Raw genomic sequence first — 22417 nt, forward strand, 5'->3', positions numbered from 1 at the left:
CAGTCCGCCGGCCCACACCTGGGCCGGCCTCTCGCTTCCTTTCTTTACACCACCCCCTGAGTCCAGGCGATGAAGTAACTGATGCCGCTGAGGAGGGTCAGCACCACCAGAATCACACCCAGCAGTAGCCAAGGGCGAAAAGGCTTGCGCTCCACACTATTGACTCCGCGATGTACAACGGCATCGACTCGGGCTTGGTCTTCCGGGGAAAGTTTGGGTTTATGCACGAGTAGCCTCCAACAAAGGTCGTCGCAAACCGGGCTCGCGTCCGGCAGTCAGGGAGAAAGAAGTATAAAGGGATTACAAGACAGATGTCAGCGAATAAGAACGCGGACGGTGGGTATTATACGCGCTGATCCAGGCGGCCACCCGACTCTCGGGGTTCCGTCAGCGCGGATAGCTCAACCAGCTGAACATAGGTGTCAATGTGGCGACGACGGGCGTCCTCCGCGATCACTTGGCGAGTGTCTTCACGGGCTTCCCGATCGCTCTCTTCCCGCCGCGACCCGTCAGACTCCACTGTCTCGGACCGGACCTGCTCTACCGAGGATTTCTCGGAGGCGGCTTCGGTCTCCGGGCGACTTGCCTCCATTTGCTGTTGACGCAGTTCCACCCGGGCTTGCGCCTCCAATTGAGCCGCTTCCGCCGCCACCCGGCGATCGGTGTCCGAGGGCTCCGCCGGCGCGAACGCGGCGCGGCGAATTTGCTGCGCTTTTTCAATCGTGGCCTGGGGGTCATTGGGCACGGGACTGGTATCGATAGGCACTTCGCCCGATACCGCATAAGAGACGCCGTCGGGTCCGCGCTCATACTCGTACTGCGGAGCCCCGGCGTAGCGGCCTCCCAATGCGGCATGCGCCTGCTCATGCTGGCGAACCTCGCGGTCTCGCGCGACCAGTTCGCGAACCTGCTTCTGCACTTCCAACTCTTCTTGCCGCTCAAGGCTGGCCCGAATATCACCCTCCGCCCGCGCCTGATCTTCCGCCGTTTGCGCCTCGGAAACACGCTGCTGCTGAGCCGAAACCAGGGGCCGCTCAGCTACATCAGGAAGGGGGGCCGAAGCGGCTTCGGACGCGAATGCCGCCCGGCCGCCACGGGATATGGAGACGTTGTCCGCGCGGGGCCCTGCGCCTTCGGCGCCAAGGCTTCGGCCATTGTCGTCGCTACGGCGACCGAGGGCCAACCGGGCCTGCTCTTCGGTTTGTCCGGCACGATGATCGGGAGAGCGGCCGTTCTCCCCCCGGGCGGCTTCCGCCGGCTGCTCCAGCGGTTTAAGGGTGCTGGCGCGTAACTCCTCCGCCTCCTGGCCAACAGGCGCTCCGCCCAGCGGCGCATAGGGCGCTACGGCATTGGCGTAATTGGAGGGGATTGAAGGGGTCATTGCGGCGGCGCCTGAGCTTATGCTGTGGTGTCAATCAGGCGGCCGAGGTTCTCGTCGGCGGCTTCAAGGACACGCGCCGAGCTGTCAAACACCTGCTGCTGAGCTTCGATGTTCATCAGCGGCTCGACAATCTGCATGCTGGAGGCGGGCTGAGTGGCCGGCGCGGCCGAGACCTCGGCGATTTGCTGCGCCGAGCTGGTCATTTCTGACTGGCTGCGCTGCATACCGATCAGCGCTTGGTTAACCGCTGCACCTATTTCCATCGTTCACTCCCACTAAACATTGCCCGAGGGCATGTAGACATTATCCAGGCCCAGAGAAGGTTGGCGCCCCAATGGACCTTTGGTCTTTATAGTTTAGCCGCTTGCCTGCTCAAAAAACAGTCAGAATCGGCAAACCCTCAGAGCATTTGGGATTAAAACGGGAATTTATAGAACAAAATGGATGGCCCAATTCATGGCCGCTCTGGCTCGGGCTGCAGCGGTGCCAATGACAGATGCTCGGCCACGGCGCTGGGCGAGGGGTCCGTCAGAAAGGGCACGCAGCCCAGGCAGGGGGCGCGCAAGCGCTGCCCCAGGGCATCAACATTCTCACGCAGGCGAGGCATTTCCGGGTCGATAATATTGGCGACCCAGCCGGCGAGCTTCAGTCCGTCCCGCGCGATGGCTTCGGCGGTGAGCAAGGCATGATTCAGGCAGCCCAGCCGCACGCCAATCACCAGAATGACCGGCAGGCCGAGGGCGCGGGCGAGGTCGGCCAGGGTTTCAGCGGGGTTGAGGGGCACCCGCCAGCCGCCGGCCCCCTCGACCAGGGTGAAATCCGCCTGGCCCAATACGCCCCGGCAGTAACCCGCCAGACGATCGGCGGAAAGAGGACGGCGCGCTTCCAGCGCGGCGATGTGGGGGGCGATAGCCGGCTCCAGCGCCACCGGGTTGATCTGCTCGTAGACCATGGGACGGTTGATCACCGCTTGAAGCGCCAGCGCGTCCTCGTTGCGCAGGCCCTCGGGCGTGGTATCGCACCCCGCCGCCACCGGTTTCAGCGCGGCGGTGCTGAGCCCCGCATTGCCCGCGGCTTGCAGCAGCCCAGTGGCAATGGCGGTTTTGCCGACACCGGTATCGGTGCCGGTCACAAAAAAAGCGGATCGTGACATGGCTGTTCCCTAGAATGTTGGCGTCAAAAGGTTGCAGTCGGTGGCGTCTGGGACGCGGAACCGGCCGGTTTAGTGGCGCGAATATAGAATACTTCGTAACTGGCCGGCAGGCGGCCGTCTTCGCGGCGAAACCCTTCGTAGGCGGACTTGAGCGCCATCACCTTCTGGCGGCCAGTCAAGCCTTCAGGCTGGCCGCGGTTGACGTTGTGGGCTCCGAGCGCTTTCAACTCCCGGGTCAAATCGCTCAGGGAGTCATACGCCAGCACCCGCTCTTCCGTCTCATGGACGACCTTGGAAAAACCCGCCCCTTCCAGCGCACTGGTAACGCTCGTCTGGGCTGAGAAGCGGTTGACATGCACATAGCCATCTACCGCCTGCCATGCGCTTTTCAGCTCCCACAGGGTACGGGGCCCAAGGGTGGAAAACACTATTTGGCCTCCAGGGCGCAACACGCGCCACAGTTCGCCAAACAGACTGGGGAGGTGTTCGCACCACTGCACCGCCAGGCTGGAGAACGCCAAATCGACGCTATTGTTCGCCAACGGCAACGCCTCCGCGTCCGCGCACAGCCACACCGCCGGGACCGACCGCTCGCTGCGGGCAAAGCTCAGCATGCCTTCAGCGATATCCAGACCGATCAGCTGCACCTCGGGCAGTCGTTGAGAAAGTCGCTCGGCGAAGTAGCCGGTGCCGCAGCCCAGGTCCAGCACTCGCTCGGCTCCCGCCGGAGCCACCTTACCCAGTTGATTGAGCAGCGTTTCCCCGACGGCCCGTTGCAGGCGGGCCACACTGTCGTAGCTGCCCGCCGCGCGGCTGAAGGAATGGGCCACCCGCCGCTTATCCAGTTGCCCGGCGCTCAGGCGCAGGAACTGCAAAATGCTCTCCCCCACCCGCGCGGGCTGACTCCAATGGGGCGCATGCCCGGCGCCCGCCACCACCGAGACGCGCTGGCGCTGATTGAGCGTCGGGATGGGGCCGGCGGCCGCCTGCGGAACCAACGCATCGTGCTCACCCAATAAGTGGAGGCCGGGTTGTCGCAAGCGGGCCAAGTAGTCGGTGTTGTCCAGGTGCGCCAAGCAATGCAGCGCATCGGCCCAGCCTTCGCTCCTTTGCTTCCAGGGCTCGAAAGTCGACAGTTCGGCGCGCACAGACCGCTCGTGGTCATCACCGTGGGCCACCAGCCCCACGAACCGCTTCAGCCCCTTTTCGGGGGAGCGCTCGAAATCGGCGTTAAAGCGACAATTCACCGAGGCGGCCATGGCATGCGGCCACTGCTTATCGGCGACAAAGCGCACATTCGCCGCAATGGTCACCAAACGTGTCACGCGCTCGGGGTGGCGCGCCGCCAGGGCCACGGCCAGCATGCCCCCGAGGGACCAGCCCATCAGCGTCGCCCGCGCGGGAAGGCTGCGCAGAATCTGCTCCAGCACCGCCTCCAACTCAAACCGAGCACCGGCTGGGCTGTCTCCAAACCCGGGCAAGTCCAGAGCGATCACGTCGCTGAACTGGCGCAACTGAGGGATAAGGGGCTCCCAGCTACGACTGTCGAAGCCCCAACCGTGCAGTAATACGATGGGCTCTTCGCCGGTCGGGGTCAGCGCCGGATAGTAATGGGCCGCCAGGGCCGCATCTTCCGACCGGGGAGCCGTGATGGGAGTCATGGATTCGTTCACGGTGTCTCCAAGCTTTTTAGAGGCCGCCCTGGGCCAAGCTCTCCCCCAGGGCGCTCAGCAGGCCATTGACCTGGGCTTCGGTATGGGCGGCGCTGAGCGTCACCCGCAGGCGAGCACTCCCAGCCGGGACCGTCGGCGGGCGAATCGCCACCACCCAGTAGCCGCGAGCTTCCAGGGCCGAGGCGAGGGCCAGCGCCCGCTGCTCATCGCCAATCAACAGCGGCTGTACCGCGGTCTGGGAATCCATCAGGGTCAACCCTAGCGCTCGCGCGCCTTTGCGAAACTGAGTAATGCGGGCCTGAAGGACATCGCGCCGCCATCCCTCTTCACGGACCAGGCGCAGGCTCGCGCGGGTGGCGGCGGCCACGGCGGGAGGCAAGGCGGTGGTGTAGATGTAAGGGCGGGCGAATTGAATCAGCGTTTCGATCAAAGCCTCGCTACCGGCCACGAACGCGCCGGCGGTGCCCAGAGCCTTGCCCAGCGTGGCCATATAGACGGGAACCTCGGCCCCTCCCACACTCTGGAGTTCGGGCGTCCCTCGGCCTTGCGCCCCCAGGCAACCGAAACCGTGGGCGTCATCGACCATCAGCCAACCGTCGTGCCGGTGTGCGGCCTCAGCCAGATTCGATAAGGGCGCGCAGTCGCCATCCATACTGAAGACCCCGTCCACCACCACCAGCTTGCGCCGCGCTTCCGCGCGGGCCAGGCGGCGGTCGAGGTTGTCGGTGTCATTATGAGTAAACCGTTGGAACCGGGCGCCGCTGAGCAACCCGGCATCCAACAGGGAAGCGTGATTGAGCCGGTCTTCAAAGATGCCATCCCCCTTGCCCACTAACGCGGTAACGGTGCCCAGGTTGGCCATGTAACCAGTAGAGAACAGCAGGGCGCGTTCGCGGCCGCAAAAATCGGCCAACTCTTCTTCCAGTGCATGGTGCTCTCGGGAGTGACCGCATACCAAGTGGGAGGCGCCGCTGCCTGCCCCGAGGGAATCCACACCGGCTTTGAGCGCGGAGCGGACCTGCGGGTGGTTGGCCAGGCCGAGGTAATCGTTACTGCAAAAGCCGATGTAGGCCCGCCCGTCCACCACGACTTCGGCGCCCTGGGGGGACTCGATAACACGCCGCTGGCGGTAGAGCGAGCGGGCCCGGCGCTCCTCCAGAGCGGGCCGCAGTGCCGCATCGAGAGAAGCGCCGGCCATGGGCTTACTTGGCGGCGTTGTAGAAGTAGGGGTCGTTGCGGACCTCTTCCACCATGCCGGCAAGCTCGACTTCGTCCTGCTCGGCTTCGTCCACATGCACTTCGCGCTCTTCGGGCTTGATGCCCAGGCGCTTGAACAGCTGCATGTCTTTGTTGGCTTCGGGATTGGCGGTGGTCAACAACTTTTCGCCGTAGAAAATGGAGTTGGCGCCGGCCAGAAAGGCGAGCGCCTGCATCTGATCGTTCATATCCTCGCGCCCGGCGGAGAGCCGCACGTGAGATTTGGGCATTAGGATACGGGCCACCGCGATGGTGCGAACGAATTCGAAGGGGTCCAGCGCGGCTTCTTCCGCCAAAGGAGTGCCGGCCACGCGCACCAGCATGTTGATGGGAACGGATTCGGGGTGATCCGGCATATTGGCCAGTTGCTGCAGCAACCCGGCCCGATCGGTCTGCTCCTCACCCATGCCGACAATACCGCCGCAGCAGACCTTCATGCCCGCCCGACGCACGTTGTCCAGCGTTTCGAGCCGATCCTGATAGGTGCGGGTAGTGATCACCTCGCCATAGTATTCGGGGGAGGTATCCAGGTTGTGGTTGTAATAATCCAGCCCGGCATCGGCCAGGGTTTTGGCCTGTTGCTCGTCCAGCATCCCCAGGGTCATGCAGGTTTCCAACCCCAGCGCCTTCACGCCCTTGACCATATCGGTGACGTAGTTGAGGTCCCGGTTTTTGGGACTGCGCCAGGCCGCGCCCATACAGAAGCGACTCGCGCCCCCCTCTTTTGCCGCCTTTGCCTCTTCCAGCACCTTTCCCACCGCCATCAGGCGCTCCCGTTCCAGGCCGGTGTCGTAGCGAGCGCTCTGGGGGCAGTACTTGCAGTCCTCGGGGCAGGCGCCGGTTTTGATGGAGCAGAGCGTGCTTACCTGCACCTGATTCGGGTCAAAGTGGGTACGATGGACGCTCTGCGCCTGAAACATTAGGTCGCTAAACGGCAGATCGAACAGGGCGAGAATCTCGTCCCGGCTCCAGTCGTGGCGAATCGGCGGTTGGGCAATGGCGTTCATGGTTCTGTCCCGAGTCTGGTTGTGTTCCAAAAGCCCTCTATACTAGCGGGCCTTCCGGCGCTGTCAACCTGGAAAGCACTTTTTGGTTTACCGCCAGACAGAGTTCACATTGGCACAATTTTGTCTTCCAGGCGCTGGACTTTGAGTGCCCGCTCTAGCATCATGTGTTCTATTAATGAATAACAATCCGCTCACGGAAGGATTCAAACCATGTGGAATGGACTCTTGGCCCAGTTCCCCTCGATTCCTCAGCCCTGCTTGCTGTGCGATCAGCCCAGCTCCGAACGCCTGTGCCAAGGCTGCCGTTTTCAACTGCCGTACCTGACCCGGTACCGGCATCGCTGCGTCCTTTGTGCCTTGCCGCTGAGCACGGATAGCGCTTACTGCGGCCACTGCTTGCGGGAGCCGCCACCGTTTGAACGCTGCCGCCTGGCCTGCAGCTATGAATTCCCGCTCGACCACCTGATCCACGCCTTCAAATATGAACGCCGACTCCCCGCCGGGCGAGCCCTCAGCGAGCTGTTGATCGAACACCTACAGGCCGAACGGGCGGAGACGGATGAAGGCGACTGGCCGCAGTGCTTGATTCCCGTCCCCATGCATTGGTCGCGACGCCTTAAGCGCGGATTTAACCAGACCGAACTGCTCGCCAAGGACCTCGGCCGCGCCCTGGCCCTGCCGGTACACCACCGCCTGTGCCGCAGGCATCAGCGCACCCGGGCCCAACAGGGGCTCACTCGAACCGCGCGTATTCACAACCTGCGACACGCCTTTGAACTGCGCCCGAGCGCGAGCCGAAAACTGGCCGGAAAACGGGTGGCCCTGGTGGACGATGTGGTGACCACCACGAGCACCGTGCGCGCCTTAAGCCGCCTTCTGGCCGATGCCGGTGTGGCCTCCGTTGAGGTCTGGGCCCTGGCTCGAACCCCGGAAAGCCAGTAACCCCGTTCACGAAGTCAGTGTGTGTCAGTCAGGCTTGAGTGAGTGGTGACTTGGAGCGCAATTCACGGAGCCGAGGTGTTCATTGGAGAGCGGCGCTCGCTAGAATGAGAACTCACAAAGGCCGCCCCATAACCGTTACAATGAACGTTTGGGAGGGCAGCCATGAGTGATATACCAAGCACACACCCTTACGAAGCGCTCTCGCCGGATCTGGTTCTGGATGCGGTGGAGAGCTCCGGTCACCTCAGTGACTTGCGCATCCTCGCGCTGAACAGCTACGAGAACCGGGTCTATCAGGTGGGCATGGAAGACGGTCCACCGTTGATCGCCAAGTTTTATCGCCCGGAACGCTGGTCCGACGCCCAAATTCAGGAAGAACACGACTTCACCCAACAGCTTCTGGACCTGGAAGTGTCGGTGGTGCCACCCTTACCCGATGCCGAGGGGAAAACCCTGCGGGAGTATCAGGGCTTTCGCTTCGCGCTCTACCGCCGCCAGGGCGGTCACGCCCCCAACCTGGACGACTTTGATGCTTTGCTGACCCTGGGCCGGGTCCTTGGGCGAATTCACGCCCTGGGGCGCACGCGGGAGTTTACCGAGCGCCCCACCCTGGATATTCAAAGTTTCGCCGTTAACAGTTACGAGTTTCTGCTCAGCAATGACTTTATACCGGGCGGGCTGCGCGAGTCCTACGAGACCTTGGGCGCGGACTTGATTCGCCGACTCGAACGAGTATTCGCCGAGACGGAATACACCCCCATCCGTTTGCACGGGGACTGCCACCCCGGCAACATTTTGTGGCGCGGAGACGCCCCGCACTTCGTGGACTTCGACGATGCCCGAAACGGGCCCGCGGTTCAGGATTTGTGGATGTTGTTATCCGGCGAACGCGAGCAGCAAACCGCCCAGCTATCGGAAATCATGGAGGGGTATCAAGAGTTCTGTGATTTCAACTTTGGCGAGCTGAACCTGATAGAAGCGCTGCGCAGTTTGCGCATTATGAACTACAGTGCCTGGCTCGCGCGCCGCTGGCATGACCCGGCCTTTCCGAAAAGTTTCCCCTGGTTTAATACCGAGCGGTATTGGGGCGAGCATATTCTGGAGCTGCGCGAGCAGCTGGCGGCTCTGGATGAGCCGCCACTCGCGCTGTTCTGATCAGCACTGCGTGTTGATCAACGCTCTTTGTTTTCCACGTAGCGGAAGAAGTCAGAGTCCGCACGAATCATTAGGGTGGTGTTATCGCCCAGGTTGGAATAGGTTTCCAGAGTACGTAAAAATGCGTAAAACTCTGGGTCCGCCCCGAAGGCTTCACCGTAAATTTTGATCGCTTCGGCGTCGGCCTCACCGCGAATTTCCTCAGCTTCGCGAGCCGCTTCGGAGTTGATCTTGCGCAGCTCGCGCTCCATTTCACCGGTAATTTCCAGACTGCGGCCCTGCCCCTCGGCGCGGAAGCGCTCGGCGATGGCCTGGCGCTCGGAAATCATCCGGTTTTCCACCTGGCGGCGAACCGAGTCGATGTAATTCAACCGTTTAATCCGTACATCCATCAGCTCAATACCCAGGCTCGGGGTCATTTTAGCGGCACTTTTCAGGATCTCCGCCTCAAGCTTTTCCCGGCCCAACTTCGGACGTTTTGTAAGTGCCACATCGTCCCGGTCCTGCTCGACTTCATCGAGATCCTCAACATTCACATCCCAGTCACCGGAGCGGACGATCTCCTCCAGCTCCGTACCCGAGACGATATCCCGCACTACCGAATCGACAATATCGTCCAGGCGGTTGCGACCACCGCGCTCATCGCGCACGCTGCGCAAGAATTCCAGGGGTTCGACAATACGCCAGCGCGCGGTGGTGTCCACCTGAATGAATTCCCGCCCGAGAGTCGGTATCTGGGTAACGTCGCCGTCCCAAATTAACAGGCGCTTATCGAAGCGGCGCACTTCCTGAATGAAGGGCATCTTCCAGTGAAGCCCGGGCTCGCTGACCACCTCGCCTTGGGGTTCGCCGAACTGGACGATAATGGCCTGTTCCGCCTCATCCACCACAAACGCGGCAGAGAATACGGTCAGGGCGACAATGGCAACAATAATTCCGAGGATTCCGGCTTTCATTATTTGGCCTCCTGGCGCGAGTCACGAATATTCATCAGAGGCAAGGGGCCGACCTGATCTTCCTGAACCATCAAAACCTGGCCTACCTTGGGCAGCAGCTCACCCAGGGCCTCCAGGTACAATCGCGAGCGGGTGACCTCCGGCACGTTCTGGTATTCCCCAAGCATGGCGCGGAAGCGGGCGGTTTCCCCGTAAGCGCGATTGACCCGCTCGGTGGCATAACCCTCCGCTTCGGACACCAAGCGCAGAGCCTCACCCTCGGCGCGGGGAATCTGCTGGTTGGCGCGCTTGGTGGCTTCGTTGATCATCCGCTCGCGCTCCTGCCGAGCTTCATTGACTTCGTTGAACGCCGGGCGCACCGCCTGGGGCGGGACCACATCCTGAAGCTCCACGGTAATGATGTGCAGCCCGGAGTCATAGCGATCCATTACCTGTTGTATTTCTTCCCGGGCGAGCTGGGCAATTTCCACCCGGCCCACGGTCAGCACTTCCGAGCCCAGTCGGTTGCCCACGACCCGCCGCATGACCGACTCCGAAATATCCCGCAGGGTGGTGTCCGGCTCACGCTGTTCATACAGGTATTTGATCGGGTCCTGAATGCGGTACTGCACCACCCACTCCACATTGATGACGTTGAGGTCGCCGGTCAGCATCGCAGACTCGCCATCGAAGTCCTGGTTGGAGTAACGGCTCGCTTCATTGCCGCGCTGGCCGACGGTGCGAAAACCAAACTCCTGCTTGAGCACCCGTGCCGAGGCCACGCGCTGTACCTTGTCAACGCCAAAGGGGATCTTAAAGTGAAGGCCGGGGTCGGTGATGGCCACCACGGCACCAAAGCGTTTGACCACCGCCTGCTCTTCGGGCTGAACGGTGTAAAAACTGGTAAAACCACCCCAGAGAACGATAAGGGCGAGGGGAATCAGTAACCCCAGACCGACACCCGGAAGACGAGGGAAATGCTTGGTAAGATCGGCAAAGTCGTCCTTCAAGTTTCGTTGTGAATTGTTCATTGTTTGCTCCATGGTCAAAGGCGGGGCCTATCGGGCCAGGCCCGCCGAGCGCAGACCATAACAGAAGCCGGGGCGAGTGTCGCGCGCCCCTAAAAAGGCCGGTAGTTGGTGAGCACCTCATCCACCCCCGCTTGCAGCGCCCACTCCGTTTCTCGCTCGGTCTCGGGCAGGAAGGCCAGCACTCGGCCGTCGCGGCGCTGATAGCGGTCGACCACTTGCGGCTTTAACAACCGCACGCCCCGCAACTGAGGCGGTAAGGAGTAGGTCATTCCGGGGCGAATGCCCGCCAGGGGCGGCACGCCCGCGACGCACGCCAGCCCGGCGCGCCGGCACTCTGGCATGGGCGCCATGCACTCGATTTCGGGCTGGCGGTCCAGTAAAAGCCGCTGCTGAGCATTGTCCCAGAAAAGAAACCGGGCGCGCTTGTTGAGCAGGGCTCGTCCCTCCCCCTGCCAGTGTTGAAGCAGTGCCTCCAGCGTCCGGTGACCCTGCTCGGGCTTAATATCCAAAACCCAGTTATAGTCTCCGAACTCTTCCAACCATTGGTCAAAAAATAACAGCGGCTCCCCGCCCTGCAAACGCACCTGCTCAAGCTCCTTCCGGTTCGCTTCGGTCACCTTGAGCGGCACCCCCGCTACCCGGCTGAGGCTTTCATCATGCGCCAGCACTAGGTGATTGTCCGCGGTAATGCGCAAATCGGTTTCCAGGTGAGTGAACCCCGCTTCAAGCGCCGCCCTAAAAGCGTTGGCGGTATTCTCGGTGGCGTACTCACACAAACCGCGATGGCTGATCCAAACGGGATCGGGCATAGTGGGAATCCTTGTTCAGTGGTGGTGTTCAATCAGCACAGTGGCCGGCGGCATACACGCTTGCGACCGCCTTCATGATACCCCGCTGTCATTTCTTTGTGGGCTCAATGCGGTAGCATGGGCGCCAAGATACCGATTTTCAGCCAAATGGAATGCCTATGTTCTATTGGATTGTCGCGTTATTTCACCTAATTATTATGCCGGTGGCCGCGATCCACGCCCTGATCTACAAGCGAGACCACCGCGCGGCACTGGGTTGGATCGGCGTTATTCTGATTTTCCCGGTGGCCGGGCCGTTGCTGTACTTTCTCTTCGGCATCAACCGGCTGCGCACCAAGGCCCAGCTGTTCGCCGGCCACCATTTACCGGTCATGTTTTTCGGCTACGACCGCAGTAGCCCGCCCCTACCCTACAAACACCACGATGCGGCCGAAGAGCTGCCTTACCCCCAACTGGCCAGAGTCGGCGGCCGCGCAACGGGGGCGCCGCTACTGCCGGGAAACCAGGTACGGCCACTGATCAATGGGGAAGGGTTTTTCCCCGCGCTGCTGGAGGCCATCCAGGGGGCAAAGCACTGGATTTTGCTCTCCAGCTATTTATTCGGTCATAAAGGGGTCGCGGCAGAGGTCATCAGGGCGCTGACCGACGCCCGCACTCGGGGCGTTACCGTCTACGTGCTGGGCGATGGCATCGGCACCTGTTACTCCTGGCGCGTGGCCATGCGCCAGTTACGCCGGGCCGGCGTTGAGGTCGCCCTGTTTACGCCGCCCTCGCTAGCGCCCCCTTCGCTGGATATCAACCTTCGCAACCACCGCAAAATTGCGGTGGTGGATCAACGGCTGGGCTTTTTCGGGGGGATTAACATCGACGCCCGCCATATGGTGACCGATAAGGCCAACCCCCACCCTACCGAAGATGTGCACTTTCTCGCCGAGGGGCCGGTAGTCGCCGAGCTGAGCCGGCTTTTCTGCCATGACTGGGAACTGGTCACCGGACAACCTCCGGACCTGGAGAGGCTCCCCTGCCCACCGGCGGGGCAGAGCTGGTGTCGGCTGATTGACGACGGCCCGCACGACAACCTCAATCACTTGTCGATGACCCTGATTGGCATTTTTTCCGCCGCTCGTCAGCGCATTCGAATTATGGTGCCCTACTTTCTGCCCAATCACGAAATGGTGGCGGCACTACAGGCGGCCGTGCTGCGTGGGGTCAAGGTAGAGGTGATATTGCCGGAGCGGAGCAATCTGCGCTTTGTGGACTGGGCCTCGCGCAATATGTTGTGGGAGCTGCTGCTTTGGGAAATGGACGTGCGTCTAAAACGCGCTCCGTTCGCCCACACCAAACTGATTCTGGTGGACGATCACTACGCCATGACCGGCTCAGCCAACCTGGATGCCCGCAGCCTGCGGTTAAACTTCGAGCTGGGTGTGGAGTGGTTCGATAAGATACTCGCGGCCGAACTGCACCGCTATATGGATGAGGCGCGAAGCAACAGCTGCGCCCTCAGCCTGGATGAGCTGGACCGCCGCCCCTTTTGGCAGCGGTTACGGGATGCGTTTTTCTGGCTGTTTTCCAGCTATCTTTAGCCCGCTGAGCGCCGCTATTGCACATCGTTGCGCCAGCTGATTTTGCCCCCTTGAACGCGGCAAGCGTCAATACCGTGCGCCCCCAAAGGTTCGATATGAACGGTAGCCGTCACACCGATGCCCGCCAGTTGGCGCTCGGCCAGATCCGCCAAATCATGGGCTTGGTCAACGCTCCAGTCCCCGGGTACTTGCAGGTCCACCTCGGCAAACTGCTGCGCGCCGGCCGCCCGGGTACGCAACCGGTGAAAGGCACAACTGTGGGGCGCGGTCTCTTGGAGCAGGCGCTCCAAACGGCTCACTTTTTCCGGGCTCAGGGCGCGATCCATCAACCCATTGGCGGATTTCACCAAAAGGCCGCCCCCTTCTTTCACGATGTTGATGGCCACCCCGATGGCCACCAGCGGGTCCAGCCACAACTGTTCCGTCCACTGAGCCAGCGCCACGCCCACCACAACACCCGCGGTGGTCCATACATCGGTCATCAAGTGCTTGCCATCACCCTCCAGCGCCGGAGAGCGCAGCTGCCGACCGACGCGCAGCAGCAAGCGAGCCACCACCAGGTTAATAAGGCTTGCCAGCACTACCAGCACGGTGCCAATGTTGAGTGACTGCAGGGGCTCGGGGTTGAGCAGCCGCTCCACCGCCGCGATCATGATTGCCACCGCGGCAATCACGATCATCCCGCCTTCAAAGGCCGCCGCAAAGTACTCGGCCTTGCCGTGGCCGAAGGGGTGGCCTTCATCGGCGGGCCGCCGGGCGTAGGTAAACATGGCCAGCGCAAACGCCGCCCCCAGCAAATTGACGATGGATTCCATCGCATCGGACAAGTAACCCACCGAGTCGGTCAGGTCCCACGCCCAGGTTTTCAAGGTCATGGTCGCCAACGCGGCTGCCAAGGACAGCCAGAGAACCTGCTGCGCTCGTCGATTGGTCATTTGTGGTTTCCGGTGTGAATAAACGCTCAGTGTAACTCAACAGGGGTGGAAATCCTGAGCCCATGGCCCAATAATGGCCCCTGAATATTCCGCAAACCCGACAGGATAGCCCCATGACCGCCCAGCTCGCCCCCGTGACCAGCGACCCCGTGTGGGAGGAAATCCGCCGCCAGACGCGCGCCCAGGCCGAGGCGGAACCGGTACTGGCGAGCTTTCTGCACACCACCATTCTGAACCATGACACGCTGGAAGCGGCGCTGAGCTTTCACCTGGCCAACAAGCTCGACAGCCCCGCCATGCCCGCCATGCTGATGCGTGAGGTGATCGAGAAGGCGTTGGGGGACGATCCCTCCATTGGGGAGGCGGTGCGCGCCGACCTGCTGGCCATCAATGAACGCGACTCGGCCTGCGACTCCTCCAGCACCCCCTTTCTCTATTTTAAGGGTTTCCACGCCCTGCAGGCCTACCGGGTGGCCCACTGGTTGTGGCGGCACAAGCGCGAATCCCTGGCACTGTTTCTACAGAATCGGATTTCCGTGGTCTTCGCCGTGGACATCCACCCGGCGGCCCGTATTGGCAAGGGCATTATGTTCGATCACGCCACCGGCATCGTCATCGGCGAAACCGCCGTGGTGGACGACAACGTGTCCATTATGCAATCGGTCACCCTGGGCGGCACGGGAAAGGAAAGCGGGGACCGCCACCCGAAAGTGCGCAAGGGGGTGCTGATCGGCGCGGGCGCCAAGATCCTGGGGAACATCGAAATCGGCCAATGCGCCACCGTAGGCGCCGGAAGCGTGGTACTGAAATCCGTGCCACCGCGCAAAATCGCGGCCGGAGTGCCCGCCAAGATCATTGGAGACACCCGTTGCCCTCAACCTTCTCGCACCATGGACCACCGTCTGGAGGACTCACCATGACCCGACCGTTGCATTTGAGCGTCGCTCTAACCCTATTACTGGCTCTGGGCGCCTGTGGCGAAACCGCCGAGCCGGAGACCACTGCCGAGGCGGACCCGCCCGCTTCGGAGCCCGCGAACGATGCAGAAGCCAAGGCGCTGACGATCTACAAGAGCCCCACCTGCGGCTGCTGTGGGGACTGGGTTACGCACATGGAAGAGGCCGGCTTCCAGGCCAGCACTGAACACCCTCAACAAATGCGGGCCATTAAGATGCAATTGGGCATCGAGCCGGAGTATAGCTCTTGCCATACGGGGGTATCGGATGAGGGCTACGTCTTCGAGGGCCACATCCCGGCCAAGGTGGTGCAGCGCTTTTTGGAAAACCCACCCGAAAATGCCCTTGGGCTAGCGGTACCCCGTATGCCCGTGGGCAGCCCCGGGATGGAAATGGGTGAGCGGTTCGAGCCCTATGATGTGCTTCTTCTCAAAGAAGACGGCAGTAGCGAGGTGTACGCTCACATTGACACTGCGGAGGAGCAGTATTGACCAAGCTCGCACTAGGGTGGTGCAAAACTTTCTCACTTCACTCTCCCCCACAAGGAAGGACGCCTTAGCCCCTCCTGTGGCACTGAGGTCCGGGTCGAGGTAAAGCCTCCCGGGACCGTAGAGCGCGGGATTCGCGGTTGCGAGCCTACAGGGACGTATTCATGGCGTGTCCCGGGAGGCTTTACCTCGACCCGGACCGGAGCTCTTCCCACTTCCAGTATCAGTCCAGCTCTCACCCTCCGCGTCAATGGCCAGCTTTTTGCAGCATTTCCCAGCCGTTCGCTTCCCCAAGTCGGAGACTGGAATGCAGTACACCAAGCCAATGATTGAACTGGTGTTTGAAATCCGTCGGCGTGTGCCCGCCGACATGAAGCCCGCCGTAAAGCTGGCCAACCCGGAACTGCTGGACGAACTGGTCCTGCACCACCGGAAAAGCAAGGACGTGATCAGCCAAACCCTGATAAAGGAACTGCTACAGCTGGCGGGAGCGCCCTGGGACCAGGCCCTGAGCGATGTGGCACACGATGAGGAAATCGCCAAACGGCCCAGGCAGGTCATCAAAGTTTACCGAGGGCAGGTAACGCTGGAGGAGACACCCCCCAAAAAAGCCGCAGAGCCCCACCGCCGCAAACGGGTCTATCGGGGGCAGGTCATCGACTGATGGCTGGCCGTTCGTCCGAAGAGCTCAGACCATCAACGCCATTTCAGCCCAGTCCCGCCGACGGGAGAACTGGGGCCGTAAAAACTCCATTTGATCGCCCCGGATGCGGTCGCTGTTGATCAACGCCAGATACTCGGCCGTGTTCGGGCAAAAAGGCAGGGCCAGCAACTCCATACCGACTTCCGAGAGCAGGTGATTCCCCTTGTGCTGATTGCAGCGCTTGCAGGCGGTCACCACATTATTCCAGCGGTCCCGGCCACCACGGCTGATGGGGTGCACGTGATCCCGAGAGAGGTTGGCCGGTTCGAACAGGCGGCCGCAATAGAGGCACTGACGGTGGTCGCGGGCAAACAGGGCCGCGTTGGTCAGTGGCGGCACCAGCCGCATTCGCGCCAGCCGGTTGCCGCCGCAGGCAATAATCGCCGGTAGGTCAATTTGGGTTCGCAGCCCCGTGATCCGGGAGTGACCGCCGTAGACCCGTCGGACGTGACCGCCGTGGCTCCAGCGAACCAGATCCCGAGCGTAAAGGCAGACCGCATCTTTCCAGTTCAGCCACTCGATCGGCTGACCCGCAATATTGAGTCGTAAAATACGCGCTTCCATCGACACCTCCAGTGACCGCTCGGTGCGCTCACGAAAGCCGACTAACTGCGGTCTGGAACCGCCAGCGTCCGTCGCGTACCGGCGTAGACGTCGTACCGATACTCTGTACCCTAACTATGACGCGAATATGTCAAAAGTTCTAGTAATTTATCTGAGGAATATGCAAGAAAGGCGTTTCGAGGGGTGGGTGCAGGCACGTCCATGTGCTAACCACCGCGCCGGAGAGGAAAGCGGCACACAGACGTGCCCTTTCCACCAAAGGCGTGAACGGGGCTCCCTGCCAAAAAAACCCCGCGATAGGGGGTTATCGCGGGGGCCATTCGCTTACAGGATGGGGCCCGTCCCGGGCCGGGTTGGCTCGCATCCGTTCATTTCCGTGCCCTGCGTCCAGTGCCTGTTTCCATAAGCACTCATTATGCCCACAGGACCGGTGGCCCTCCAGTGGCCAATGGCGGAAATACCTGTGCGAGATATCTCACAAGCCGCCGACTAAAAGATCTCCTCCGGCTCCAGATCGAACATGTACTCCGGGGTAATCTCCATGTTGCGCAGAATATCCTCCCCTTCTTCTTGCAACAGCTCTTGTTCCTGTTCATCCAATTTGTCATCCAGGCCTTGCTGCACCACTACCTCTACCCGACGGTTGCGAGCGCGGTTGGCGGCGTTTTCGTTCGGGGCGAGAGGTCGGGTATCGGCAAACCCCGTCACTTGAAAACGCTCTTCATCAATATAATCCCCTTCCATCAAACGGTGGGCGACGGACACGGCCCGAGCGGCGGACAGCTCCCAGTTGGAGCGGAACCGAGGGGAGTTAATCGGAATGTCATCGGTGTGCCCCTGAACTTTAATGCTCCCGGACTGGAGCATCAGCACCGCCTGGATTTCATCGAGAACGTCGTCGTAATCCTCGGCCAGCTCCGCCGAGCCGGAACGAAAGGAGCCCTGCTCCCGAATGCGGATAATAATCTGGCGCCCCCGGGTTTCGATTTCGATCTGGCCGGCTGAAATTTGAGGCTGCAGGCGGCGAGCGAGCGCCATGGCGTCCTGCTCGGTCTCCTTGACCAGCTCTTCCAGCCTCTGCTGCAACTGCCGACGGGCGGCCTCGTCGTATTCCGGATCGCCCTGCTGAACATCAAACTCCTCGGCACAGTAGACTTCGAGGCTCATCTGGGTCTGATCCTCGGTACTTTGAAATATCTCGTTAATGGGGGTCGGCTCCGGCTTGCCGGGGCTAAACTCCCGGGCGATGACGCTGGTCCCCTTCGGCACTTCAGTGACCTTCAGCTCCGCCTGCACCCCAAAAGCCTGAGCCAGGGAGCCGGCCAGGCGTTTGAACTTCATGGCGTCCATTTCCGAGAAGGAGAGCAACAGCACGAAGAAGCACAGCAACAGCGCCATCAGGTCGGCAAAGGTCGCCATCCAGGCGGGGAGGCCCTTGGAGTCTTTCTTCCGAGGCAGTGCGTCATCATCCATCTCTTACCTCCTAAGCCGCACCGGGGTCGGTCACATCCCGCTTACCCGTGGGAAGGTAGGTACGTAGCATGGCATCGATCACCCGGGGGTTCTGGCCACTCTGGATCGCCAGCAGGGCGTCGATAATCAGGCTCTTCACCTGCACCTCTTCCTCCGCCCGCAGGCGCAGCTTATCGGCAATGGGAAGAAAGACCACGTTGGCCAGCAGAGTACCGTAGAGGGTAGTCAGCAAAGCAATCGCCATGGCGGGCCCGATGGATTTAGGGTCTTCCATGTTGGAGAGCATCGCCACCAGACCGATCAGGGTCCCGATCATGCCCATGGCGGGGGCCACATCCCCCATCGCCTGAAAAATGGAGGCTCCGCGGTCGTGACGTTCATACGCCAGGTAGCGGTCTTTGGACATCATGGCCTTCACCACCTCCGGGTCGTGGCCGTCCACTAACAGCTGAATGCCCTTTTGCAGAAAATCACTGCTCACCTCCTTGCCCTCCAGCGACAGCAGACCGCCTTTGCGCGCGGCATCGGCCAGCTCCACAATCTCCTCGATCAGCTCCGCCGGGTCTTCGAGCTTGAACACAAAGCTCTTGGTCGCCACCTTGGTTGCGCTGAAAAATTGCCCCAGGCTGAATTTTGCCATGGCCGCGAACAAGGTGCCCCCGACCACAATCAGCAGCGAAGGGGCATTGATGAAAATGCCGAGATCTCCGGACATAATCATCGAGGCGATGATTAGGCCCAACGCGCCGATAATACCGACGAGGGTTGCTAAATCCACGAGTGACTCCTCACACTATATACCTGGACGGCGGACCAAGATCCCGACACAAGGTACCATGGCCGCGTTTAACCGACGGATAAGCCTGCATCTTAGCAGCAGTCCGTTTATAATTGCGCTCTTTCCCCAAACAGACAGCCCGCCAGGGTTATATCGGCCGGAGTCGCGAAAACTTCACCGGTTGCCTGGCCCAACCGACACAATTGACAGGTGTGCCATGCCCACGAAAAAGAAGTCCGTGGACTTTGAACAGTCTCTCAGCGACCTCGAAGCGCTGGTCAACCAGATGGAGCAAGGCGAACTCTCGCTGGAAGAGTCCCTGAAGGCGTTCGAGCGCGGAATTCAGTTGACCCGCGACTGCCAGGAGCGCCTCAGCGCCGCCGAGCAGCAGGTACAGACGCTGATGGAGCAACATGGGCAAATTACCCTCCAGCCCATGGCGGACGCCGACGGCGAGAACCCTGCTGAATGAGCCCGGAATTCGACCATTACGCTCGCCCCTGGCGCTCGCGTTTCGAGCCGCTATTGCGCCAATACCTGCCCCAGCCGGACCCGCAGCGCCCGGCACTGGCCGAGGCCATGGCCTACAGCCTGGGCAGCGGAGGCAAGCGTATCCGGCCGATGCTGGTCTACGCCGCGAGCGCGGCCCTGAACCGGGCGCCGGATTCGTCACTTGACCGTGTGGCCCTGTCGGTGGAATGTCTCCACGCTTACAGCCTGGTCCACGACGACCTCCCGGCAATGGATGATGACGACTTGCGCCGGGGCCACCCCACCTGCCACATCGCTTACGATGAAGCCACCGCCATTTTAGCGGGCGACGCCCTGCAGGCCCTGGCCTTTGAACTGCTGGCCGGCTGCGAGACGCTCACCGCCGCGCAGCGGGTTGCTCTGGTCTGCGATCTGGCGCGAGCCTCCGGCGCCTCGGGCATGGTGCTGGGCCAGGCCATCGACCTTGGGGCCGTCGACCAGCAGCTGACTTTGACAGAACTCGAGCGCATGCACCGGCACAAAACCGGTGCCCTCATCCGGGCCAGTGTCACCATGGGGGCCCGGGCCAGCGAGGCCGGGGAGCGTCAGTTGGTTAATCTGATTGAGTATGCCGAAGCGATCGGGCTGGCCTTCCAGGTGCAGGACGACATTCTCGATGTGACCGCTGATACCGGTACCCTGGGGAAACGCCAGGGGGCCGATGTCTCCCGCCACAAGCCCACCTACGTCTCCCTTCTGGGCCTGGATGGCGCCCGCGCCAAGAGCCATGAGCTTCTGGAGCAAAGCCTGGGCGCATTGAATGATTTTGGCGCCGGCGCGGATGCCCTGCGCCACCTGGCCCGGTACGTTGTCGAGCGAGACCACTGACAGAACGCTAGGCAGACACCCTTGAGCCCCCTACAATGGCCCCTTTCCAATAACGACGTGACCCATGTTTGACGAAATCCCCACAAGCCGACCGGACACACCCCTGCTGGACCGGGTCGATACCCCTGCGGACCTGCGCGAGCTGAGCGAGAAAGACTTGGCGCCCCTGGCCGAAGAGCTGCGCGCCTACCTTCTATACACCGTGGGCCAGAGCGGCGGGCATTTCGGGGCCGGCCTCGGGGTCGTCGAACTGACGGTCGCCCTGCATTATGTCTACCATACCCCGAAAGATCGGCTGGTATGGGACGTCGGCCACCAGACCTACCCCCATAAAATCCTCACCGGCCGACGCCATCGTATGGGCTCCATTCGCCAGGGGGGCGGGCTGGCCGGTTTCCCGAAGCGAGGGGAAAGCGAATACGACACCTTTGGCGTGGGGCACTCCAGCACCTCGTTGAGCGCCGCCCAGGGCATGGCCATCGCCAGTGCCATGACCGAGAGCGAGCGCAAATGCGCCGCCATCATCGGCGATGGGGCCATGACCGCCGGCATGGCGTTCGAGGCGCTCAACCATATCGCGCACACCGATACCGACCTCTTGGTGATTCTGAACGACAACAACATGTCGATCTCCCCCAATGTGGGCGGGCTGGCGACCTATCTGTCCAAGGTCTGGGGCAGCAAGTTCTATAACTCCCTTCGGGAGGGCAGCAAGCAGGTGTTGACCAAGCTTCCCTCGGCGTGGGAGTTTGCCCGGCGCACCGAAGAGCACTTCAAAGGCTTTATGTCCCCCGGCACGCTGTTCGAGGAAATGGGGTTCAACTATGTGGGCCCCATCGATGGCCACGACCTGGGCAGTTTGGTGCGCTACCTTCGCAACTTGCGTGGCGTCAAGGGGCCCAAGCTTTTGCACATCATTACCCGCAAGGGCAAAGGCTTTGGGCCGGCCGAGGACGACCCGGTGGGCTACCACGCCCTGAACAAACTCGAACCCAAGCCCACCCCCAAAAAACCCAGCGGCCCCAAATACCAGAAGGTGTTCGGCGACTGGCTGTGTGATATGGCGACGCTGGATGATCGCGTGGCCGGTATTACCCCCGCCATGTGCGAGGGCTCAGGCATGGTGGAGTTCGCCCAGTGTTTCCCCGAGCGCTTTTACGATGTGGCCATTGCCGAGCAGCACGCCGTTACCTTGGCGGCGGGCCTCGCCTGCGAGGGCCAAAAGCCGGTGGTGGCGATTTACTCCACCTTTTTGCAGCGGGCCTACGACCAACTGATTCACGATGTCGCGATTCAAAACTTGGATGTGACCTTCGCCATCGACCGGGCCGGCCTGGTGGGCGAGGACGGGCCCACCCACGGCGGCGCCTTTGACCTGACGTATTTGCGGTGCATCCCGAATATGGTGATCGCCGCCCCCAGCGACGAGAACGAGTGCCGGCAACTGCTGTACACCGCCTGGTACCACAAGGGCCCGGCGGCGGTGCGTTACCCGAGAGGCACCGGCCCCGGCGCGAGCATTGAGCGCGAGATGACCGCCCTCCCCCTGGGCCGCGGCCGCGAATGCCGACAAGGCAAAACCGTCGCCATCCTCAACTTTGGGGCCTCCTTGCGCACGGCCCTGGAGGTGGCGGAAACACTCGACGCCAGTGTTTGCGACATGCGCTTCGTCAAACCATTGGATACGGCGTTAATCGAAAAAATGGCGGCCAATCACGACCTTCTGGTTACTCTGGAAGAAAACGCCATTGCCGGCGGCGCCGGCTCGGCGGTGAGCGAGTACTTGGCGCTACAGGGCATTACCACGCCCTGGTTACCGCTGGGTTTTCGCGACGAGTTCGTCGAGCACGACACCCCCAAACGGCAGCTTGCCAGCCAGGGGCTGGATATTTCTGGAATCGAGGCGGCCATCTCGCATCGGCTAAGCGCACTTTAGGGCCCGACCCCCAACTCGGGGGTCACTTCCGCACCACCAGCACATTCGAAATCCTAATGAAGCATCCTTTCATCTATTCACAAATAAGCTAACTCTTCAGTTGCCTGGCGGGTGATAAATCGTTAATCTTTTTGTAATCGGTTACAGCAAATAGGGAAATACCCGTCAGGGATTTATCAGTGCTTAGTCGCCCGACACTTCAAGGGCACTTAAGAGTGGCTTTCCTTTTAGGAAATCCCTTTTTTATCAGATAGTTAACGAATCCCGCGCGGAGAAAAGCGGTTGTCTACAGTGCC

Annotated in this window: 23 protein-coding genes; 9 read left to right on the forward strand and 14 right to left on the reverse strand. The window is 61.5% G+C overall.

The genetic code is table 11. From position 1 onward, the window contains the following. Positions 1–44: 44 nt before the first annotated feature. The 7 genes from AAE514_RS11950 to bioB all read right to left on the reverse strand — a co-directional run bounded on the left by AAE514_RS11950 (position 45) and on the right by bioB (position 6471). Positions 45–227, reverse strand: coding sequence for a DUF3094 family protein (locus AAE514_RS11950; protein ID WP_347331774.1), 183 nt, complete (start codon positions 225–227; stop codon positions 45–47). A 116-nt stretch (positions 228–343) separates the two neighbouring features. Then, positions 344–1381 (reverse strand): putative metalloprotease CJM1_0395 family protein, encoded by a 1038-nt coding sequence (locus AAE514_RS11955; protein ID WP_347331775.1) that lies wholly within the window; start codon positions 1379–1381, stop codon positions 344–346. A gap of 17 nt (positions 1382–1398) precedes the next feature. Beyond that, a complete protein-coding gene (locus AAE514_RS11960) occupies positions 1399–1644 on the reverse strand; it encodes a hypothetical protein (RefSeq protein WP_347331776.1) in 246 nt (81 codons plus the stop codon). Between the two features lie 191 nt (positions 1645–1835). After that, entirely contained in the window at positions 1836–2534 is a 699-nt protein-coding gene (gene bioD / locus AAE514_RS11965; protein ID WP_347331777.1) for a dethiobiotin synthase, read from the reverse strand. Between the two features lie 23 nt (positions 2535–2557). Continuing rightward, a complete protein-coding gene (gene bioC / locus AAE514_RS11970; protein WP_347331778.1) occupies positions 2558–4207 on the reverse strand; it encodes a malonyl-ACP O-methyltransferase BioC in 1650 nt (549 codons plus the stop codon). Positions 4208–4223: 16 nt separating this feature from the next. After that, complete coding sequence (gene bioF / locus AAE514_RS11975; RefSeq protein ID WP_347331779.1) at positions 4224–5405, reverse strand: 8-amino-7-oxononanoate synthase; 1182 nt, start codon at positions 5403–5405, stop codon at positions 4224–4226. A gap of 4 nt (positions 5406–5409) precedes the next feature. Beyond that, positions 5410–6471: a biotin synthase BioB gene (bioB, locus tag AAE514_RS11980; RefSeq protein ID WP_347331824.1), complete on the reverse strand. Its 1062-nt coding sequence runs from the start codon at positions 6469–6471 to the stop codon at positions 5410–5412. A 210-nt stretch (positions 6472–6681) separates the two neighbouring features. On the opposite strand from bioB, the gene AAE514_RS11985 reads away from it, so the two are divergent. Together AAE514_RS11985 and AAE514_RS11990 are read left to right on the forward strand one after the other, a co-directional pair. After that, positions 6682–7413 carry a ComFC family protein gene (locus tag AAE514_RS11985; RefSeq protein WP_347331780.1) on the forward strand — a complete coding sequence of 244 codons (732 nt, stop codon included), beginning with the start codon at positions 6682–6684 and terminating at the stop codon, positions 7411–7413. 162 nt (positions 7414–7575) lie between these two features. After that, positions 7576–8568: a serine/threonine protein kinase gene (locus AAE514_RS11990; RefSeq protein ID WP_347331781.1), complete on the forward strand. Its 993-nt coding sequence runs from the start codon at positions 7576–7578 to the stop codon at positions 8566–8568. A 17-nt stretch (positions 8569–8585) separates the two neighbouring features. Here the strand turns inward: AAE514_RS11990 and hflC are convergent, their stop codons facing one another. From hflC to AAE514_RS12005, 3 genes are all read right to left on the reverse strand, one after another. Beyond that, entirely contained in the window at positions 8586–9524 is a 939-nt protein-coding gene (gene hflC, locus AAE514_RS11995) for a protease modulator HflC (RefSeq protein ID WP_347331782.1), read from the reverse strand. After that, positions 9524–10534, reverse strand: a complete 1011-nt coding sequence (gene hflK / locus AAE514_RS12000; protein WP_347331783.1) for an FtsH protease activity modulator HflK — start codon at positions 10532–10534, stop codon at positions 9524–9526. Before hflK ends, hflC begins: the two co-directional genes overlap by 1 nt. An 89-nt stretch (positions 10535–10623) precedes the next feature. Next, complete coding sequence (locus AAE514_RS12005) at positions 10624–11343, reverse strand: glycerophosphodiester phosphodiesterase (RefSeq protein WP_347331784.1); 720 nt, start codon at positions 11341–11343, stop codon at positions 10624–10626. 158 nt (positions 11344–11501) lie between these two features. Here AAE514_RS12005 and AAE514_RS12010 point away from each other — a divergent pair, with 158 nt between their 5' ends. After that, the gene (locus AAE514_RS12010; RefSeq protein ID WP_347331785.1) at positions 11502–12929 is read left to right on the forward strand and encodes a phospholipase D-like domain-containing protein; all 1428 of its coding nucleotides are present in this window, start codon (positions 11502–11504) and stop codon (positions 12927–12929) included. A 14-nt stretch (positions 12930–12943) separates the two neighbouring features. Here the strand turns inward: AAE514_RS12010 and AAE514_RS12015 are convergent, their stop codons facing one another. Continuing rightward, positions 12944–13864: a cation diffusion facilitator family transporter gene (locus AAE514_RS12015; protein ID WP_347331786.1), complete on the reverse strand. Its 921-nt coding sequence runs from the start codon at positions 13862–13864 to the stop codon at positions 12944–12946. A gap of 113 nt (positions 13865–13977) precedes the next feature. Between AAE514_RS12015 and cysE the strand changes: the two genes are divergently transcribed. The 3 genes from cysE to AAE514_RS12030 all read left to right on the forward strand — a co-directional run bounded on the left by cysE (position 13978) and on the right by AAE514_RS12030 (position 15972). After that, the gene (cysE, locus tag AAE514_RS12020) at positions 13978–14784 is read left to right on the forward strand and encodes a serine O-acetyltransferase (RefSeq protein ID WP_347331787.1); all 807 of its coding nucleotides are present in this window, start codon (positions 13978–13980) and stop codon (positions 14782–14784) included. Further along, a complete protein-coding gene (locus tag AAE514_RS12025) occupies positions 14781–15311 on the forward strand; it encodes a DUF411 domain-containing protein (RefSeq protein ID WP_347331788.1) in 531 nt (176 codons plus the stop codon). Before cysE ends, AAE514_RS12025 begins: the two co-directional genes overlap by 4 nt. A gap of 304 nt (positions 15312–15615) precedes the next feature. Further along, entirely contained in the window at positions 15616–15972 is a 357-nt protein-coding gene (locus AAE514_RS12030; protein WP_347331789.1) for a hypothetical protein, read from the forward strand. Between the two features lie 24 nt (positions 15973–15996). Here the strand turns inward: AAE514_RS12030 and AAE514_RS12035 are convergent, their stop codons facing one another. The 3 genes from AAE514_RS12035 to pomA form a co-directional block, all read right to left on the reverse strand. Then, entirely contained in the window at positions 15997–16575 is a 579-nt protein-coding gene (locus AAE514_RS12035; RefSeq protein WP_347331790.1) for an HNH endonuclease, read from the reverse strand. A 489-nt stretch (positions 16576–17064) separates the two neighbouring features. Then, positions 17065–18048 (reverse strand): MotB family protein, encoded by a 984-nt coding sequence (locus AAE514_RS12040; protein ID WP_347331791.1) that lies wholly within the window; start codon positions 18046–18048, stop codon positions 17065–17067. A gap of 10 nt (positions 18049–18058) precedes the next feature. Next, on the reverse strand, positions 18059–18826 hold the full coding sequence (gene pomA, locus AAE514_RS12045; RefSeq protein ID WP_347331792.1) for a flagellar motor protein PomA: 768 nt from the start codon (positions 18824–18826) through the stop codon (positions 18059–18061). A gap of 217 nt (positions 18827–19043) precedes the next feature. On the opposite strand from pomA, the gene AAE514_RS12050 reads away from it, so the two are divergent. The 3 genes from AAE514_RS12050 (at position 19044) to dxs (ending at position 22121) form a co-directional block, all read left to right on the forward strand. Further along, on the forward strand, positions 19044–19298 hold the full coding sequence (locus tag AAE514_RS12050) for an exodeoxyribonuclease VII small subunit (RefSeq protein WP_347331793.1): 255 nt from the start codon (positions 19044–19046) through the stop codon (positions 19296–19298). Next, positions 19295–20185: a (2E,6E)-farnesyl diphosphate synthase gene (ispA, locus tag AAE514_RS12055; protein WP_347331794.1), complete on the forward strand. Its 891-nt coding sequence runs from the start codon at positions 19295–19297 to the stop codon at positions 20183–20185. Before AAE514_RS12050 ends, ispA begins: the two co-directional genes overlap by 4 nt. A 64-nt stretch (positions 20186–20249) precedes the next feature. Beyond that, the gene (dxs, locus tag AAE514_RS12060; RefSeq protein ID WP_347331795.1) at positions 20250–22121 is read left to right on the forward strand and encodes a 1-deoxy-D-xylulose-5-phosphate synthase; all 1872 of its coding nucleotides are present in this window, start codon (positions 20250–20252) and stop codon (positions 22119–22121) included. Positions 22122–22417 lie beyond the last annotated feature (296 nt).

The sequence above is a fragment of the Marinimicrobium locisalis genome (assembly GCF_039822625.1).
GTDB lineage: Bacteria > Pseudomonadota > Gammaproteobacteria > Pseudomonadales > Cellvibrionaceae > Marinimicrobium > Marinimicrobium locisalis.

What these genes read in the sequence shown, in the direction of transcription:
- AAE514_RS12050 (WP_347331793.1), top strand. Translation starts at nt 19,044, where the DNA reads ATGCCCACGAAAAAGAAGTCCGTGGACTTTGAACAGTCTCTCAGCGAC.
- AAE514_RS11990 (WP_347331781.1), top strand. Translation starts at nt 7,576, where the DNA reads ATGAGTGATATACCAAGCACACACCCTTACGAAGCGCTCTCGCCGGAT.
- hflK (WP_347331783.1), bottom strand. Translation starts at nt 10,534, where the DNA reads ATGAACAATTCACAACGAAACTTGAAGGACGACTTTGCCGATCTTACC.
- hflC (WP_347331782.1), bottom strand. Translation starts at nt 9,524, where the DNA reads ATGAAAGCCGGAATCCTCGGAATTATTGTTGCCATTGTCGCCCTGACC.
- AAE514_RS11960 (WP_347331776.1), bottom strand. Translation starts at nt 1,644, where the DNA reads ATGGAAATAGGTGCAGCGGTTAACCAAGCGCTGATCGGTATGCAGCGC.
- cysE (WP_347331787.1), top strand. Translation starts at nt 13,978, where the DNA reads ATGACCGCCCAGCTCGCCCCCGTGACCAGCGACCCCGTGTGGGAGGAA.
- bioD (WP_347331777.1), bottom strand. Translation starts at nt 2,534, where the DNA reads ATGTCACGATCCGCTTTTTTTGTGACCGGCACCGATACCGGTGTCGGC.
- bioB (WP_347331824.1), bottom strand. Translation starts at nt 6,471, where the DNA reads ATGAACGCCATTGCCCAACCGCCGATTCGCCACGACTGGAGCCGGGAC.
- ispA (WP_347331794.1), top strand. Translation starts at nt 19,295, where the DNA reads ATGAGCCCGGAATTCGACCATTACGCTCGCCCCTGGCGCTCGCGTTTC.
- AAE514_RS11985 (WP_347331780.1), top strand. Translation starts at nt 6,682, where the DNA reads ATGTGGAATGGACTCTTGGCCCAGTTCCCCTCGATTCCTCAGCCCTGC.
- AAE514_RS12025 (WP_347331788.1), top strand. Translation starts at nt 14,781, where the DNA reads ATGACCCGACCGTTGCATTTGAGCGTCGCTCTAACCCTATTACTGGCT.
- bioF (WP_347331779.1), bottom strand. Translation starts at nt 5,405, where the DNA reads ATGGCCGGCGCTTCTCTCGATGCGGCACTGCGGCCCGCTCTGGAGGAG.
- AAE514_RS12015 (WP_347331786.1), bottom strand. Translation starts at nt 13,864, where the DNA reads ATGACCAATCGACGAGCGCAGCAGGTTCTCTGGCTGTCCTTGGCAGCC.
- dxs (WP_347331795.1), top strand. Translation starts at nt 20,250, where the DNA reads ATGTTTGACGAAATCCCCACAAGCCGACCGGACACACCCCTGCTGGAC.
- AAE514_RS12030 (WP_347331789.1), top strand. Translation starts at nt 15,616, where the DNA reads ATGCAGTACACCAAGCCAATGATTGAACTGGTGTTTGAAATCCGTCGG.
- AAE514_RS11955 (WP_347331775.1), bottom strand. Translation starts at nt 1,381, where the DNA reads ATGACCCCTTCAATCCCCTCCAATTACGCCAATGCCGTAGCGCCCTAT.
- AAE514_RS12010 (WP_347331785.1), top strand. Translation starts at nt 11,502, where the DNA reads ATGTTCTATTGGATTGTCGCGTTATTTCACCTAATTATTATGCCGGTG.
- AAE514_RS12005 (WP_347331784.1), bottom strand. Translation starts at nt 11,343, where the DNA reads ATGCCCGATCCCGTTTGGATCAGCCATCGCGGTTTGTGTGAGTACGCC.
- AAE514_RS12040 (WP_347331791.1), bottom strand. Translation starts at nt 18,048, where the DNA reads ATGGATGATGACGCACTGCCTCGGAAGAAAGACTCCAAGGGCCTCCCC.
- AAE514_RS12035 (WP_347331790.1), bottom strand. Translation starts at nt 16,575, where the DNA reads ATGGAAGCGCGTATTTTACGACTCAATATTGCGGGTCAGCCGATCGAG.